Below are 14,713 nucleotides of genomic sequence, written 5' to 3'. Positions count from 1 at the left end.
TCTCAGTCTCTCAGATCGCAGTCGTCTATGGTGAGCTGATCCGAGTGACCTCCTGGTCGCCGAGTTCGCTCAGCACGGTGGTGATGGGACGTCTCCCCTCCGGTGTGAGGATCGCGGTGTCGCCGACGAGCTCGGCCCATGGTGCCAGTACGAAGGCACGTTCGCGGGCGCGCGGATGCGGCAGCCTGAGACGGTCGGTGTCGCTGATGAGTTCGTCTGCGCCGGAGCCGAAGCGGATGAGGTCGATGTCGAGTGTCCGCGGTCCCCAGCGCAGCTCGCGGGTGCGCCCGCAGGCGACCTCGATCCCCTGGGCCACGGCCAGGAGCTCGGCCGCTGTCAGGGTGGTGGAGACGATGAGTCCGAGGTTGAGGAAGTCGTTCTGCTCGACTCCTCCCCAGGGTGCGGTCCGGTACAGCGAGGATCGGCGCTCGACGCTGATGTCCGGGTGCCGGTCGAGCGCTTCGACGGCCTGGTCGAGGGTGTCGCGGGCATCGCCGAGGTTGGCCCCGAGGTTGAGGTATGCCTCCGTCCGCGAGTCCGGCTCGGTTCGGGACTCGACACGGAAGCGCTCGACACTGACGCTGACATCGTTGAAGGTCCGTCGGATCGGGGCCGCCGGCTTGTGGACGACGACCTCGACGTGTGCGCACAGGCTCAGACAGTGCTCGGCGATGCGTTCAGCGAGGGTTTCGATGAGGTCGAAGGTGTTGTTCTCGACGATGCCGGCGACATCTTCGGCGAGCTCACCGTAGTGGATGGTCTCGCTCAGGTCATCGGTGGCCGCGGCGCGGCTGACCGAGGTGTGCAGGACGACGTCGATGACGAAGTCCTGGCCCTCACGTTTCTCGAACTCGAAGACACCGTGATTGCCGCGCACCGTCAGTCCGCGCAGCTCTATGCGATCGGGAGCGCCTCCCGCCTCGGTGCCGGTCATGCCTGTCCCCCGGTATCGGCCGGACGGGCGTTCGGGGCGTGGTCGGCCACGGCCGCGACGACGCGGCAGGCGATCGCCGAGGTGGCCGGGTCGTGGACGCGGACCGCCCAGGCTCCGGCCTGTGCGGAGATCGCCGAGATCGTGGCCGTCGCCTGATCCTTGGCCGCCTGTTCGGCGAGCTTCGGATCCGCGGGACTGATGAGGCTGGAGATGAACCGCTTCCGACTGGCCGCGACGAGCAGACGGTGGTCGAGTGCGGCGAATTCGTCGAGGGCGGCCAGGATCTGCCAATTGTGTTCGGCGTTCTTCGAGAATCCCAGACCGGGATCGACGATGATGTTCGCCGGGTCCACGCCGACCGCGATGGCTTCGTCGATGCGGGCGCGCAGTTCGGCGATCACCTCGGCGACGACATCCTCGTAGTGGAAGGTCGCCGACGCCTGGTCGAGGTAGCCGCGCCAGTGCGTGAGGACGATGGGGGCCGCTGCCTCCGCAGCGACACCGAGCATGGTCGGGTCGGACTGTCCGGCGGAGACGTCGTTGATGATGTGGGCACCGGCGGACAGCGACTCCCGGGCGACGCGGGCACGCATCGTGTCGACGCTGATCACCGCACCGGCGGCGGCGAGTTCACGGACGACGGGCACAACGCGGCGCAGCTCCTCGTCCTCGTCGACGCGCACCGAACCCGGCCTCGTCGACTCGCCCCCGACGTCGATGATGTCGGCGCCGGCGGTCATGAGTTCGAGACCGTGGGCGATGGCCCTGTCGTGGTCGAAGTAGAGTCCGCCGTCGGAGAAGGAGTCGGGCGTGACATTGAGCACGCCCATGATCTTCGTCTGCCGGTGCATCGCTGAATCGTCCATCGCCGGCTCAGCGTCCGAGGATCAGGCTCATCGCTTCAGCGCGGGAGGCGCTTTCGCGCAGCTGGCCGCGCACGGCCGAGGTGATCGTCGAAGCCCCGGGCTTGCGGACCCCGCGCATTGTCATGCACAGGTGCTCGGCCTCGACGACGACGATGACTCCCTGGGGATCGAGATGCTCGACGAGGGCGTCGGCGATCTGCGAAGTCAGGCGCTCCTGCACCTGCGGGCGGCGGGCGAAGACCTCGACCAGCCGGGCCAGTTTCGACAGGCCCGTGACCTTGCCCTGTCTGCTCGGAATGTATCCGATGTGGGCGACCCCATGGAAGGGGACCAGGTGGTGTTCGCACGTCGAGTACAGGTCGATGTCGCGCACGAGCACGAGTTCTTCGTGGCTGATGTCGAAGGTGACGCCGAGGACCTCTGACGGTTCGCGGTGGAGTCCGGCGAAGACCTCTTCATAGGCTCGTGCGACTCTGCCCGGAGTCTCGACGAGCCCTTCACGATCAGGGTCCTCGCCCACGGCGATGAGGATCTCACGCACGGCCGCAGCGATCCGGTCCTGGTCGACTTTGTTCTCATGCCCCGCTGGGGCAGGTCCGAGGCCGGCGGAGACCTCTTCGATATCGGCCATCAGATGCTGTTCCCTCTGTCGTCGTCGTTCGTGCCGGTGGTGTTCGGTCCCCCGTCGCCGGGCCGCCCAGGTCCGCCTGCAGGACCGCCGAGTCTGCCCGGTCCCGAGGTTCCGGGATCATTCGGGTTCTGTGGACCCGGCGGGTTCTGCGGCACGTTCGGCCCGCTCACGCCCGAGGGACCGGCCCCGGGCAGGTCGGTGGTGTCCACCTCGGCGCCTCCCGAGCCCTCACCGGTGTTCCGGCTGCTCGGCGACGACGGCGGGTCGATCGGTCCGCGTTCGGACACGGGACGGTCGTCATGGGCCAGCCAGACCTCGCGGATCGGGCGTTTGGCGACATCGGCGAAGATCGCCTCGAGCGCCGCCTGGTCGAGGGTCTCGCGTTCGAGCAGCTGATAGGCGAGGTTGTCGAGCACATCGCGATTGCGCGTCAGCGCCCAGTAGGCGTCGGCGTGGGCGGAGTCGATGAGCGTGCGGACTTCGCGATCGATCGAGGACAGGGTCGAGTCCCCGTACTCATCGCCGCCGCCGTAGCCGCGGCCGGCGAAGGGCTCGGACTGGTCGTCGCCGATCTTGACCATGCCCAGCTTCTCGCTCATGCCGTACTGGGTGACCATCTTGCGGGCGATGTTCGTCGCCTTCTCGATGTCGTTGCTCGCTCCCGTCGTCGGATCGTGGAAGACGATCTCCTCGGCGACCCGTCCGCCCATGGCGTAGGCGAGCTGGTCGAGCAGTTCGTTGCGGGTCGTCGAGTACTTGTCCTCGCTGGGCAGCACCATGGTGTAGCCCAGGGCGCGACCGCGCGGGAGGATGGTGACCTTCGTGACCGGGTCGGTCTGGTTCATCGCCGCGGCCACGAGAGCATGTCCTCCCTCGTGGTAGGCGGTGACGAGGCGCTCCTTGTCGTTCATCAGCCGGGTCCGCTTCTGCGGACCGGCGATGACGCGGTCGATCGCTTCGTCCAGGATCCGGTTGTCGATGACCTTCGCGTTCTCGCGGGCGGTCAGCAGAGCCGCCTCGTTGAGCACGTTGGCCAGATCCGCGCCGGAGAACCCGGGGGTGCGCTTGGCGATCTGGGAGAGGTCGACTTCGTCGGCCAGCGGCTTGTCGGCGGCATGGACCTCGAGGATGTGCCGACGGCCCTTCATATCCGGAGCTTCGACGGGGATCTGGCGGTCGAAGCGGCCGGGACGCAGCAGGGCCGGGTCGAGGACATCGGGTCGGTTGGTCGCGGCGATGAGGATGACGTTGGTCTTGACGTCGAAGCCGTCCATCTCGACGAGCAGCTGGTTGAGCGTCTGCTCACGCTCGTCGTGTCCGCCGCCCATGCCGGCGCCGCGCTGCCGGCCGACGGCGTCGATCTCGTCGATGAAGATGATGCACGGGGCGTTGGACTTCGCCTGCTCGAACAGGTCGCGCACGCGCGAGGCGCCGACGCCGACGTACATTTCGACGAAGTCGGAACCGGAGATCGAGTAGAAGGGCACTCCGGCCTCCCCGGCGACGGCCTTGGCCAGGAGGGTCTTACCGGTGCCGGGCTGGCCGTAGAGGAGCACGCCCTTGGGGATCTTCGCGCCCACGGCCTTGAACTTCTCGGGTTCGGCGAGGAATTCCTTGATCTCCTCGAGCTCTTCGAGTGCCTCGTCGACTCCGGCGACGTCTTTGAAGGTGACGTCCGGGTTCTCCTTGTTGACGAGCTTGGCCTTCGATTTGCCGAAGTTCATCATCTTCCCGCCCGACATCTGGGAGATGAGGAACCAGAAGACGACGAAGATGATGACGAACGGGATGAGGGTGCCCAGCAGGGACATCAGCCAGCTCTGCTTGGGCACCTCGTCGGTGAAGCCCTTGTCCGGCGCGGCGGAGTCGACGGCCTTGATGACCTGGTCACCGCGCTGTTCGACGTAGAAGAACTGGACCTTCTTGCCGAAGTCCTTGCCATCGACCTTGTAGTCGTCCTTGAGGGTGAGGTCGACGCGCTGATCCTTGTCGACGATCTTGGCCTGTTCGACCTTGTCGTCCCCCAGCAGCTGCAGGCCCTGTTCGGTGTCGATCTGGCTGAATCCGGTCTGGCTGAAGAGCAGAGCGCCGATGGACACCACGAGCAGTGCCATGACGATCCAGACCAACGGGCCCTTCGTCGCCTTGTTGAGCAGCGGGCGACGTTTGTTCGACTCGGCCATAAGTCCTCTCAGGAAAAAGATGTGGGCAACCGCTTCAGGCTACCGAGGCTGCCTGGGAACATCCCCCACAGCCTAGTACTTCGCACCGTCATAGCCCGAATGCGCCCGGATCTGTTCCGTCACAGGCATCAGGCCGCAGATCGGTTCGCCGCGGGCGCAATTCTGCGGCGGCGCGAGGGATCAGCTGTAGACGTGCTGAGCCAGGGTCGCGACGAAGGGCACGTTGCGGTACTTCTCCGCATAGTCGAGTCCGTATCCGATGACGAACTCGTTGGGCACGTCGAAGCCGACGTACTTGACGTCGATATCGACCTTGACGGCCTCGGGCTTGCGCAGCATGGTGCAGATCTCGACGGTGGCCGCCCCGCGGGTGCGCAGGTTCTGGACCAGCCAGGACAGGGTCAGACCGGAGTCGATCACGTCTTCGACGATGAGCACGTGACGGTCGGTCAGGTCGGTGTCGAGGTCCTTGAGGATGCGCACGACGCCGGAGGACTTCGTTCCCGAACCGTAGGAGGACACGGCCATCCAGTCCATCGTCACCGGCGAGTGCAGGGCCCGGGCGAGGTCGGCCATGACCATCACAGCACCCTTGAGGACGCCGACGAGGAGAATGTCTTTGTCCTTGTAGTCTTCATCGATGGCGGCTGCCAGTTCAACGAGTCGTGCGGCTATCTGCTCTTCCGAGACGAGTACCTTGTCGATGTCATTGCCGAGATCGTTGATGTCCACGGGTGTCGCTTCTCCTCAGATGGGGTCCTGGAGCTTCCATTATGGGTCACTTCCCCTCACCGGTGCCACTGCGCCCGGCGCCGATCGCCAGCTCTTCGTCGACGTTGCCCGGCGCGGCCGAGAGCCACCCGGTGATGCCCATGAGTGCGGAGATGCCGACCATCAGCCACAGCGGCACCGCCCAGCTCCCGCTCCATCCGAGCAGGCCGCCGACGGCCAGCGGCCCGATGGCTGCCAGCACATAGCCTGAGGACTGCACGAATGCGGAGGTGGCCGCCGTGACCGCGACCTCCCTCGTCCGGTAGGTGATGAGCGCGAGCGCGGCCGGGAAGGCGAATCCCCCGTAGCCGAGCAGGATCGCCCACACCACCGGCGTGGTCGCGGGGATGAACAGCAGTCCCAGGTAGCCGAGGACCGCGCTGGCTCCGAAGGAGACGAGGAAGACGCGTGGGGCGATGCTTCGCACGATGATCTGCGGAGCCAGGAACCCGCCCGGCAGCCCGCCGAACGTGACGACCGTGAGCATGATGCCGGCGAGCACCGGGTCGAGACCGGCGTCGCGGTAGATCTGGGGCAGCCACCCGAACTGGACGTAGGCATTGGCCGATTGGAGGCCGAAGAAGATCGCCATGTACCTGGCCTTCGGTGAGGCGAGCACCGAGCGCCGAGGCGGCTCTTCCTTCCGTTCGCCAGCGGCGGGGTCCTGCTGCCGCCCGAGATCGGGCACAGAACCGACCAGGCGCAGCACGGTCCAGGTGATGAGCGCCGACAGAGGCAGCACGAGCCAGAAGCCGAGCCCGAAACGCCAGTCGCCGAACTGTGCTGCCAGCGGCGCGGTGAGCAGAGCCGGCAGCATGGATCCGAGACCGAGTGAGACGGTGAAGGTCGTGGCGCCGAGCGTGGGCCGATGCGGGAACCGGGTCTTGACGTAGACGGGCAGGATGACGTTGCCGATCGACATCCCGGCCAGGGCGAGGACCGTGAGCAGGGCGAAGGACACCCACCCGGTGACGACCGCTCGGAGGCCGACGCCGAGGATGATGCAGGCGCAGCTGAGCAGCAGTGTGGAGAAGAGTCCGAGCCGCTTGAGCACGGGCACGGCGATGACGCCGCAGGCGGCGAACACGAGGCCGGGCAGGGCTGTGAGCAGTCCGGTCTGCCACTCGGCGAGCGAGAAGCCGGTCGTGACTTCGGACAGCACGGGACCGAGCGAGGACGCGGCCGGACGGAGCGAGGCCGCGATGAGCACGAGGCAGGCCAGGGCGAGTGCATCGAGGCCCCGAGTGCGGCGGAACCCGAACTCGGGCGTAGTCGTCATGGGCTCATCCTTCCAGACGTCTGTCGTCATCGTGCGACCGGACCGGGCAGCGGAAGCGATCGCATCCGACACGACAGACAGGCACAGCCTCCGATGGTATACCGTTGCGACTCCGTATTCTGGACCGATGACGGTCGTGAAGAACGTGCGCCTCTTCCCGCGCACCGCAGATGCCCCTGCAGTCGATGTCGAGATCTCCGAAGGACGTATCTCCGGCATCTCTCCGGCCTCGGACACTGCGCCGGACCACAGCGAGGACGGGCCTCGGAGCAACGGGATCGGAGCCGAGGTCGTCGAGGGTGCAGGCCGGGTCCTGTTGCCCAGCCTCGGCGACGTCCATGCACACCTGGATTCGAATCGGATGGGCCAGACCTTCCGACCGCACACCTCCGACGGCACCCTGCACGGACTCATCATGGATGACCGAGAGAACTGGCGCCACGGCGAGCGCAGCGTCGCCGCGCAGGCCGCATTCGCCGTCGGGACGATCATCGCCTCGGGTGGGACCCGCATCCGCTCGCACGCACAGGTCGACTCCGACTGCGGGCTCGAACGGTTCCGCGGGGTCAAGGAGGCCCTCGACGCTCATGCCGATGTCCTCGACTTCCAGATCGTGGCCTTCCCGCAGGCGGGAATCGTGCGGGAGCAGGGCGTCCGGGAGCTGCTCGATGCGGCATTGAGCGAAGGCGCCGATCTCGTCGGCGGGCTCGATCCGCTGCTCTACGACCGTGATCCCGTCTCCCACCTCGACACCGTGTTCGATCTGGCCGAGAGGCACGGCAAGGGCGTCGACATCCACCTGCACGAGACCGGCACGGCCGGAGTGTTCTCCCTCGAGGAGATCGCGGCGCGCACGAAGGCTCTGGCGATGTCCGGTCAGGTGACGGTCTCACATGCCTTCGCTCTGCATACGAGCCCCGACGCCCAAGTGCGGAGGGTGCTCGACCTCCTCTCCGAGGCGGGAGTGTCACTGACCACTGTCGCTCCGCAGAACGGCGTGCTGCCCCAGTCGGTGATCGCGGAGAAGCACATCGCCCTGGGTCTCGGCGAGGACGGGCAGCGCGACCACTGGAGCCCCTACGGCGACGGCGATCTGCTGCGACGCGCCTGGCAGCTCGCGTTCACGAACGGGTTCCGCCGTGACGAGGACATCGAGCACTGCCTCGACATCGCCTCCCGCGGGGGTGCGCAGATCATGGCCGGCGCCCGTCCGGACGGGTCGCCGCTGACCGAGGACGAGCGCTTCGGCCTGGCCGTCGGCGCCCCGGCCGATTTCATCCTGCTCGAGGCCGATACGGTCACCTCGGCGATCATGGACTGCCCGAGAGACCGAGACGTGTTCAGGTCCGGTCGGCTCATCGCCTCTGGCGGAGAGCTGCTGGGTGGCCTGCGTCTGGGCTGAGTGTCATCTCCGATGTCGGCTGATCGCAACGGCGAGCGCGCCCAGACCGATGAGCACCGCACCACCGCCGAGGCCGGTCAGGCCGATCCCGGTCCGAGGAAGGTCTCCCGCCGGATGTGAGGCCTCCGAGTCGTCGGCGTCAGCGGAAGCGCGGACAGCAGAGGAGCTGCCGGCATCGGCGGCGGCTGCGGCCTCGGACCCTCCAGCGCCCTCATCACCGGAGGAGGCGGCGCCGGCATCATCAGAGGTCCCAGTGCCCGCTTCATCACTGTCTCTGCCGCCGGCGTCCGTTCCGGAAACGGCGTCGGCATCGCTGTCGGCGGCTTCGCCGGGCTCGGAGTCCCCTGCCGAGTCCGTGCCGGCCTCGGCTCCCTCAGCTCCCTCGGATCCCTCGGCTGACGAGTCTGCCTCATCGTCTGCTGTCGGGTCCTCGTCGTTCTCGACGCTGTAGGTGATGAGATTGCCTTTGTGGTCGCTCGGCCAGGCGGCCCTGGGTGTGAAGAACTCGTCCTGCGAATCCTCGTCGACGAACTCATCGCGGACGACCGAAGTGCGCGGGCCCACGATCTTCGCCGCCGTGGCCTCGAGAGCGTCGTCGGCGGAGTCGAATACGAAGTCGATTCGGTCCCGTTCGTCCGCTTTCGGCGTCCAGCTCAGTTCGGAGGTCGAGAAAGCCGTGTTTCCTGCCGGCCATGTCACACCGGGGTGTGTGATCTCGTCGGGGTGGACGTGGCGGTAGGCGTCGAGGTATCCGCCCTTCTCGAGCTCCATCGTCGAATCCCATGGCATGACGACTCCGTGGTGGTCGTGCTGATCTTCGGCGCGCTCGGTCCAGTCGAGGTGTGAGGGCTCGTTGAAGTCGCCTCCGATGAGCACCGAACGACCTTGGCCGCGGTCCTCCTCGGCGGCCTCGACCGTTCGTGCCACGGCTTCGCTGCGACCGGACTCGCGGTTGATCTCGGAGATCAGATCGGTGTCGGTGATCGGCCCCGACGGGATCTCATCCCATCCGTATTCGCTCGTCGGCAGCGGGGGCGGGGTCCCCCCGCCGTAGCCCCGGGGCAGGTAGTTCGCGTAATAGCGGTACTCGAGATGACCGGAATACACCGCGACTTCCTGACCTCCGAGGTCGAGGACGGCTCTGGCGAACCCGTCTGCTGCCGACGACTCCGTGATCGGGAAGCGGGAGACGACTCCGGCGTCGAGCGTGGACTTGCTGGACGTTTCGAGGCCGCGGCTGTTGAGCTCCCGGCTGATCGACTTCGCTGCCGATCCGGCCTCGGAGAGCATGATGACGTCAGCGCCGGTCTCCTCGATGACGTCTGCGATGCGTTCGATGCCCTCGGGGATCTGAGTCCCCTGATGCCAGATGTTGAGCTGCAGCACCGTGAATTCGTCGATCGTCGCCGACGGCGGCTGGGCCGCGGCAGCCGACGCAGGAAGGGGGCTCACCGCGTTCCCCAGCGCCAGAGCCAACGCTGTTCCAGCGCAGAGCAGTGAGCTTCGTCGGGACGAAACAGACCTCAGGGACAAACCGGACCTCTCTCTGAATAAGGGGCTGACCAGGAACATCATAGTGATCCCGACCGTCTCGGCCCGCCCGTTCCGGGTGCCGGCACCTGAGGTTCAACGCCTGTTCATTCGCAGGTCGTCTTGTCGGTCCGATGTTCCGTCGTTCTCGACGCGGCCGAGGGCGACCGAGGTCGTCAGCGAGCCTTGGCCGCCCGTTGGAAGACCACGCTGCCCTGCCCGACGAGGAGTTCGGTGTCCCCCGGCAGGGACAGCCGGCCGCGACCCCCATTGCGGATGAGGGCGCTGAGTTCGGCGACCCTGGCCGCACCGAGATTCTGGGCGGGCACACCGAGTGAGATCACCCAGTCGCGGAGGACTCTGCCCAGGACCGCGTCCTCGAGCCCCGTGAAGCTCTCGAGAGGCAGCGAAGCGAGCCCGCGCAAGTGCGCCCCCGCTTCTGCGGCCCGGGCGTCGAGGTAGTCGGCGTCTGCTCGGCACAGGTCAGCGGTGCGAGCGAGGTTCGCTGCGATCGGCTGACCGAGTTCGGCTTCGAGACCTGCCAGCAGCCGGCGCGTCCGCACTCGAGCGAAGGCGGTGTCGGCGTTCATCGGGTCGTCCCAGATCTCGATGCCCTGCGCCCGGCAGGCCGCTTCCGTCTGCTCCCGGTCGAGGCCGAGCAGCGGACGCAGCAGCCGACCGGTGCGCGGGCTCATGCCGGCCAGGGACCGGGTGCCCGATCCGCGCATGAGTCCGAGCAGAACCGTCTCGGCCTGATCGCTGCGGGTGTGGGCGGTCAGCGTCCAATCGGCTCCTGCGTTCGTTCGTGCGGACTCGAGTGCGGCGTAGCGTGCGTTCCTCGCCGCGGCCTCGAGCCCTTCGTCCGTCGCGCTGACATCGACACCCACGACCTCGGCGGGCATACCCCAGGACTCGGCAGTGGCGGCGACTCTGTGGGCCACCTCGGCGGTCTCGGATTGGAGCCCGTGGTCGACGGTGACGGCGCGGGCGCGGATGTCGCCTCGGCGGTGGAGGAAGGCGCAGGCGTGGAGCAGCGACATCGAGTCCGCTCCCCCGGACACGGCGACGATGAGCTCGGGCACGACCGCGCCCTCCGCCCCGCTCACAGGACCCGAAGGCAGGTCGGCCGCGGCGGCGAGACACGCCCGCACGGCGTTGCGGACGGCGCCGCTGGCAGGATCGAGGGTCGGTCGCCTCGGCGGAATGCGGTCAGCCATGGACACGGTCGAGCCAGAGCCGCGGTTCGTGGATCTCTTCGGTGCTCGGCAGGTTGGCCGGTTCGGTGTAGATGTGGGAGAAGCCCTTCTGTCCGACCTCGCGGCGGACTGCGCGGACGAACTTCGCCCCGTCGCGGTACTGAGCGAGCTTGAGGTCCATCCCGAGCAGATTCGACAGGAAGCCGCCCTGACCCGCGTCCCGGCGCGCTTCGAACTTCCGGCGCAGTCTGCGCACGCTCGGGATCACATCGGCCCCGACCTCGTCCATGACGACATCGGCATGGCCTTCGAGCAGAGAGAGGATCGCGGTGGCCTCGTCCAGGGCCGCCCGCATCTCCTCGTCCCGAATGAGATCGACGAGGCTGGCCTCGCCCTTGAGGATGCGTCCGACCGTGGCGAAGAGATCCACGATCCCTCCGAGTTCGGGCATGCCGACGCGGGTCGACACGACGCCCGAGAGCAGAGAGCGCATATGGTCGCGCAGCCAGGGTGCGGTGGCGAACTGGACCTGGTGGGTGGCTTCGTGGAGGGCGACCCACATACGGAAGTCTCGAGCGTCGACCTGCATGGCCTCCTCGGCGATGAGCACGGCCGGGGCGACGAACATCAGTCGTCCGGTCTCGACGGCGAAAGGATCGAACTGACCGAGCACTCGGGTCGAGAGCAGGGACAGCACACCGGCGATCTCGACGGCGGCGCCCTTGGCGGTGGTCGGCCCGACGGGCGCCGGCAGAGCGGCCTCGTCGACCATGCCGTTGACGGACTGGGCGTTGGCCTTGACCCAGCCGACTTGGTCGAGCACGAGCACAGTCCCGGCGGCCAGTCGGGTCCGCACATCATCGGCGTGTGCGGGGTCGAGCAGGAAGGAGTTGAGCACCAGATCCTGCGCGGTCAGCGCATTGTCCTTCATTCCGGTCACGAGATCATCGAGTTCACCGGGGTCGGGGACCTGCGCGGCGGAGACGAGCTCGCGGGCGGTGCGGGCGGCGAACCTCTCATCGACGATCATCGGCAACCGCAATTCGCAAGGGCGGTGACGATGTCGTCCACAGTCTTCCTGGCTTCCAAGATCTTGTCCTTGTCCACGTCGTCGATTTGGATGGAGAACACGAGGTAGCGTCCCTCGGCGTCGAGCACGCCTCCGGCCAGGGAGGTCACGGTCGACAGTGTTCCGGTCTTCGCGTGCACCACTCCGGTGGCGTTCCTCTCCTTGGCGAATCTGTCCGTCAGGGTGCCCGTCAGGCCTCCGACCGGGAAGTGGCTGATGAGGCCGGCGAGCGAATCATCGGCGTCGACGGAGGCCTGGAGAACGGTCGTGAGGTCATGTGGGGCGATCCGATTGTCGTAGGACAGCCCCGAGGTGTCCACCAGGTGGGTGCGTCCGAGATCGATCGAGTCGCCGAGGGCCGAGAGCACAGCCCGCGGGCCGGTCTCGAGGCTCCCGTCCTCCCCTTGGGCGATCGCGACCTCGTTGCCGAGCATCTCGGCGACGACATTGTCGCTGTGGACGAGGGCGTACTCGACGATCTCGGAGATCGTCGCCGATTCGACCCGGGCGATCTCCTCGGCACCTTCGGATGCGGGTGCGCGCTGCTCGGCGCGGTTGACGGTGATTCCGGTCCTCTTCAGCTCCTTCTCGAAAGCTGCGAAGGCATCGGCGGCCGGGTGCTCGCTGCGCGCGCGCCACTCCCTGTCCTTCGAACCGATGTAGGCAGTGTCGATCATCAGCGGACGGATCGGGGTGATCACGCCCTTGGCGATGTCGGATCTCTCCCACCCGGAGTCGAAGGGCTCACCCGTGTACCGGCTCGTGTCCAGGCCCAGAGTCACCTCGGTGACGTCGTCGGCCTTGAGCGCCTCCGCAGTGTCCTCGGCCAGCGTGCGCAGCCCACCGTGCCCATTGACCGAGCCCGGATCGGAATCCCCGGACGAGAGCAGCACGTCCCCTCCCCCGGTCAGGGTCAGCGTGCCCGTCTCCTCGTCGAAGCTCGTCGTCGTCGCCAGGCGCTTCTCCCCGCCGATGGACGTGAGTGCCGCAGCCGCGGTGAGCACCTTGGTCACCGAGGCGGGTGTGCGAGGCTTCGTCTCGTTCTTCGCGTAGAGGATCTCGTCGCTGAGGCCGTCCCGGACTTCGAGGCCGAAGCCCTTGACCTCGGATGCTTCGAGGATGGCATCGATCTTCGCCGGGACCGTCGTCGGCACGGGCGCGGAATCATCGACCGCCGAGGTCGGTGCGGGCACCCGGGTGCCATGAGCGTCAGGCCTGGGGACGGCCTGGACTTCGATCGGCGGGTCGGTGGTGAGGATGCCGGGAAGTTCGGGAACGAGATCGTAGGCGTCGACGACGGCGTAGGCCCCGAGAGCGAGCACGAGGACTCCGGCGGTGACGGCGCCTCCTTTCCTCCGCCTCCTGCGACGCTTCGCGGCGGTGCGGTCGGCGCGTGGGGAATCGGACTCCGGCGGGTGCGGTGGGTCCGCCTCATCGGGGATGTCGTTCAAACGCGCTCTCATTCCTCGACGACCGGGCTGCGGTCGCCGTCGGTGGACGGTGACGGGGACTTGTACCATCTATTCTAGTGATGCACCCCTAACGTGAAGGAGCACTATGGAACTGTTGGCCACAATCGAGATTCCGCGCGGATCTCGCAACAAGTACGAGGTCGATCACGAGACCGGTCGGGTCAAGCTCGATCGCTACCTCTACACCTCGATGCAGTATCCCGCCGATTACGGCTTCATCGAGGACACTCTCGGAAACGACGGTGACCCGCTCGACGTGCTCGTGCTGCTGCCCGAGCCCCTGTTCCCCGGTGTGCTCATCGACGTCCGCCCCATCGGCATGTTCCAGATGGAGGACGAGGCCGGCGGCGACGACAAGGTGCTGGCTGTGCCTGCCGGAGACCCCCGCTGGGACGACGTCAACGACATCTCCGACGTCGACAAGTTCACGCTCGACTCGATCGAGCACTTCTTCAGCCGGTACAAGGACCTCGAGCCCGGCAAGTACGTCAAGGGTTCGAGCTGGGCGGCCCGTGAGGCCGCCGAGGCCGAGATCAACGCCTCCATCGAACGCTTCAAGGCAGAGGGACACTGAGCCTCTCCCCGCTCTTCGTCTGATCTTCGACCGCCCGGATGCTCTCGTCCGGGCGGTCTTCTCATTCACAGTCCGTGATGTCGGTCACGATTTATTAGGTGACCCTAAGGGGCAGTGTGAGCCAGGTTATGCGATTGTCGAGTCATGAAACTCGATCATGTGTCATACGCCAGTGAACCCGATGGCTACCGTGCGACCGCCGAGCGGATCTCGGAGAAGCTCGGAGTGGTTCCCTACGACGGCGGTGTGCATCCTCGATTCGGCACCAGAAATCTCATCTTCCCCCTCGCGAACGGCCACTACCTCGAAGTCGTGGAAGCCTTGGAGCACCCGGCCGCTCTCTCGACCCCTTTCGGCCAAGCGGTTCGGGCTCGGTCCGAACTCGGAGGCGGCTGGATGGGCTGGTGCGTATCGGTCGATGATCTCGCCGAAGTCGAGACCCGCCTCGACCGCAAGGCCGTCGACGGCAACCGCACACCTGAGTCCGGTCTGGAACTCAGGTGGCTGCAGATCGGGGTCAAGGGGCTCATCGCCGATCCCCAGCTCCCGTTCTTCATCAAGTGGTCCGCCGACTCCTCGCAGCATCCGTCGACCTATAAGACCAATGGCGACGTGTGCATCGACACCCTGCAGATCGCCGGCGATCGGGACCGTCTGCGTGACTGGCTGGGAACCCAGGTCGCCAAGCCGATCCCAGAGATCCACATCGACTGGTCCGCGCCTCATGGGACGCCGGGCATCATGTCGGTGAGCTTCGAGACGAAGAACGGCCCCATCACCATCTGAGGCTCACACTCGCCGCTGTC

Annotated in this window: 13 protein-coding genes; 3 read left to right on the top strand and 10 right to left on the bottom strand. The window is 66.9% G+C overall.

The annotated features are described in order from the left end of the window. Positions 1 to 25 precede the first annotated feature (25 nt). The 6 genes from folK to IHE57_RS07575 all read right to left on the bottom strand — a co-directional run bounded on the left by folK (position 26) and on the right by IHE57_RS07575 (position 6,664). Entirely contained in the window at positions 26 to 934 is a 909-nt protein-coding gene (folK, locus tag IHE57_RS07600; protein ID WP_209372213.1) for a 2-amino-4-hydroxy-6-hydroxymethyldihydropteridine diphosphokinase, read from the bottom strand. Continuing rightward, entirely contained in the window at positions 931 to 1,800 is an 870-nt protein-coding gene (gene folP / locus IHE57_RS07595) for a dihydropteroate synthase (RefSeq protein ID WP_253720055.1), read from the bottom strand. The genes folK and folP overlap by 4 nt, the downstream gene beginning before the upstream one ends. A 7-nt stretch (positions 1,801 to 1,807) precedes the next feature. Continuing rightward, entirely contained in the window at positions 1,808 to 2,431 is a 624-nt protein-coding gene (gene folE / locus IHE57_RS07590; RefSeq protein WP_209325871.1) for a GTP cyclohydrolase I FolE, read from the bottom strand. Next, positions 2,431 to 4,614: an ATP-dependent zinc metalloprotease FtsH gene (gene ftsH / locus IHE57_RS07585; RefSeq protein ID WP_209372212.1), complete on the bottom strand. Its 2,184-nt coding sequence runs from the start codon at positions 4,612 to 4,614 to the stop codon at positions 2,431 to 2,433. Before ftsH ends, folE begins: the two co-directional genes overlap by 1 nt. 180 nt (positions 4,615 to 4,794) lie before the next feature. After that, the gene (hpt, locus tag IHE57_RS07580) at positions 4,795 to 5,346 is read right to left on the bottom strand and encodes a hypoxanthine phosphoribosyltransferase (RefSeq protein ID WP_209325873.1); all 552 of its coding nucleotides are present in this window, start codon (positions 5,344 to 5,346) and stop codon (positions 4,795 to 4,797) included. Between the two features lie 46 nt (positions 5,347 to 5,392). Continuing rightward, on the bottom strand, positions 5,393 to 6,664 hold the full coding sequence (locus IHE57_RS07575) for an MFS transporter (RefSeq protein ID WP_209372210.1): 1,272 nt from the start codon (positions 6,662 to 6,664) through the stop codon (positions 5,393 to 5,395). A gap of 127 nt (positions 6,665 to 6,791) precedes the next feature. Here IHE57_RS07575 and IHE57_RS07570 point away from each other — a divergent pair, with 127 nt between their 5' ends. Next, on the top strand, positions 6,792 to 8,066 hold the full coding sequence (locus tag IHE57_RS07570; RefSeq protein ID WP_209372208.1) for an amidohydrolase family protein: 1,275 nt from the start codon (positions 6,792 to 6,794) through the stop codon (positions 8,064 to 8,066). A gap of 3 nt (positions 8,067 to 8,069) precedes the next feature. Here IHE57_RS07570 and IHE57_RS07565 read toward each other — a convergent pair whose 3' ends face one another. The 4 genes from IHE57_RS07565 to dacB all read right to left on the bottom strand — a co-directional run bounded on the left by IHE57_RS07565 (position 8,070) and on the right by dacB (position 13,312). Then, positions 8,070 to 9,518 carry an endonuclease/exonuclease/phosphatase family protein gene (locus tag IHE57_RS07565; protein WP_209372206.1) on the bottom strand — a complete coding sequence of 483 codons (1,449 nt, stop codon included), beginning with the start codon at positions 9,516 to 9,518 and terminating at the stop codon, positions 8,070 to 8,072. 254 nt (positions 9,519 to 9,772) lie between these two features. Then, the gene (gene tilS / locus IHE57_RS07560) at positions 9,773 to 10,813 is read right to left on the bottom strand and encodes a tRNA lysidine(34) synthetase TilS (protein ID WP_209372204.1); all 1,041 of its coding nucleotides are present in this window, start codon (positions 10,811 to 10,813) and stop codon (positions 9,773 to 9,775) included. Further along, complete coding sequence (locus tag IHE57_RS07555; protein WP_209372201.1) at positions 10,806 to 11,822, bottom strand: zinc-dependent metalloprotease; 1,017 nt, start codon at positions 11,820 to 11,822, stop codon at positions 10,806 to 10,808. The genes tilS and IHE57_RS07555 overlap by 8 nt, the downstream gene beginning before the upstream one ends. Beyond that, positions 11,819 to 13,312 carry a D-alanyl-D-alanine carboxypeptidase/D-alanyl-D-alanine endopeptidase gene (gene dacB, locus IHE57_RS07550; RefSeq protein ID WP_253720053.1) on the bottom strand — a complete coding sequence of 498 codons (1,494 nt, stop codon included), beginning with the start codon at positions 13,310 to 13,312 and terminating at the stop codon, positions 11,819 to 11,821. Before dacB ends, IHE57_RS07555 begins: the two co-directional genes overlap by 4 nt. A 106-nt stretch (positions 13,313 to 13,418) precedes the next feature. Between dacB and IHE57_RS07545 the strand changes: the two genes are divergently transcribed. Together IHE57_RS07545 and IHE57_RS07540 are read left to right on the top strand one after the other, a co-directional pair. Beyond that, entirely contained in the window at positions 13,419 to 13,907 is a 489-nt protein-coding gene (locus tag IHE57_RS07545; RefSeq protein ID WP_209325880.1) for an inorganic diphosphatase, read from the top strand. A gap of 144 nt (positions 13,908 to 14,051) precedes the next feature. Next, positions 14,052 to 14,693: a VOC family protein gene (locus IHE57_RS07540; RefSeq protein ID WP_209325881.1), complete on the top strand. Its 642-nt coding sequence runs from the start codon at positions 14,052 to 14,054 to the stop codon at positions 14,691 to 14,693. Positions 14,694 to 14,713 lie beyond the last annotated feature (20 nt).

This window comes from Brevibacterium renqingii (assembly GCF_017808105.1).
In the GTDB taxonomy this organism is placed as follows: domain Bacteria; phylum Actinomycetota; class Actinomycetes; order Actinomycetales; family Brevibacteriaceae; genus Brevibacterium; species Brevibacterium renqingii.
This window is presented reverse-complemented; position numbering and strand designations above follow the sequence as displayed.

What these genes read in the sequence shown, in the direction of transcription:
- folK (WP_209372213.1), bottom strand. Translation starts at nt 934, where the DNA reads ATGACCGGCACCGAGGCGGGAGGCGCTCCCGATCGCATAGAGCTGCGC.
- folP (WP_253720055.1), bottom strand. Translation starts at nt 1,800, where the DNA reads ATGGACGATTCAGCGATGCACCGGCAGACGAAGATCATGGGCGTGCTC.
- folE (WP_209325871.1), bottom strand. Translation starts at nt 2,431, where the DNA reads ATGGCCGATATCGAAGAGGTCTCCGCCGGCCTCGGACCTGCCCCAGCG.
- ftsH (WP_209372212.1), bottom strand. Translation starts at nt 4,614, where the DNA reads ATGGCCGAGTCGAACAAACGTCGCCCGCTGCTCAACAAGGCGACGAAG.
- IHE57_RS07575 (WP_209372210.1), bottom strand. Translation starts at nt 6,664, where the DNA reads ATGACGACTACGCCCGAGTTCGGGTTCCGCCGCACTCGGGGCCTCGAT.
- IHE57_RS07570 (WP_209372208.1), top strand. Translation starts at nt 6,792, where the DNA reads ATGACGGTCGTGAAGAACGTGCGCCTCTTCCCGCGCACCGCAGATGCC.
- tilS (WP_209372204.1), bottom strand. Translation starts at nt 10,813, where the DNA reads ATGGCTGACCGCATTCCGCCGAGGCGACCGACCCTCGATCCTGCCAGC.
- IHE57_RS07555 (WP_209372201.1), bottom strand. Translation starts at nt 11,822, where the DNA reads ATGATCGTCGATGAGAGGTTCGCCGCCCGCACCGCCCGCGAGCTCGTC.
- IHE57_RS07545 (WP_209325880.1), top strand. Translation starts at nt 13,419, where the DNA reads ATGGAACTGTTGGCCACAATCGAGATTCCGCGCGGATCTCGCAACAAG.
- IHE57_RS07540 (WP_209325881.1), top strand. Translation starts at nt 14,052, where the DNA reads ATGAAACTCGATCATGTGTCATACGCCAGTGAACCCGATGGCTACCGT.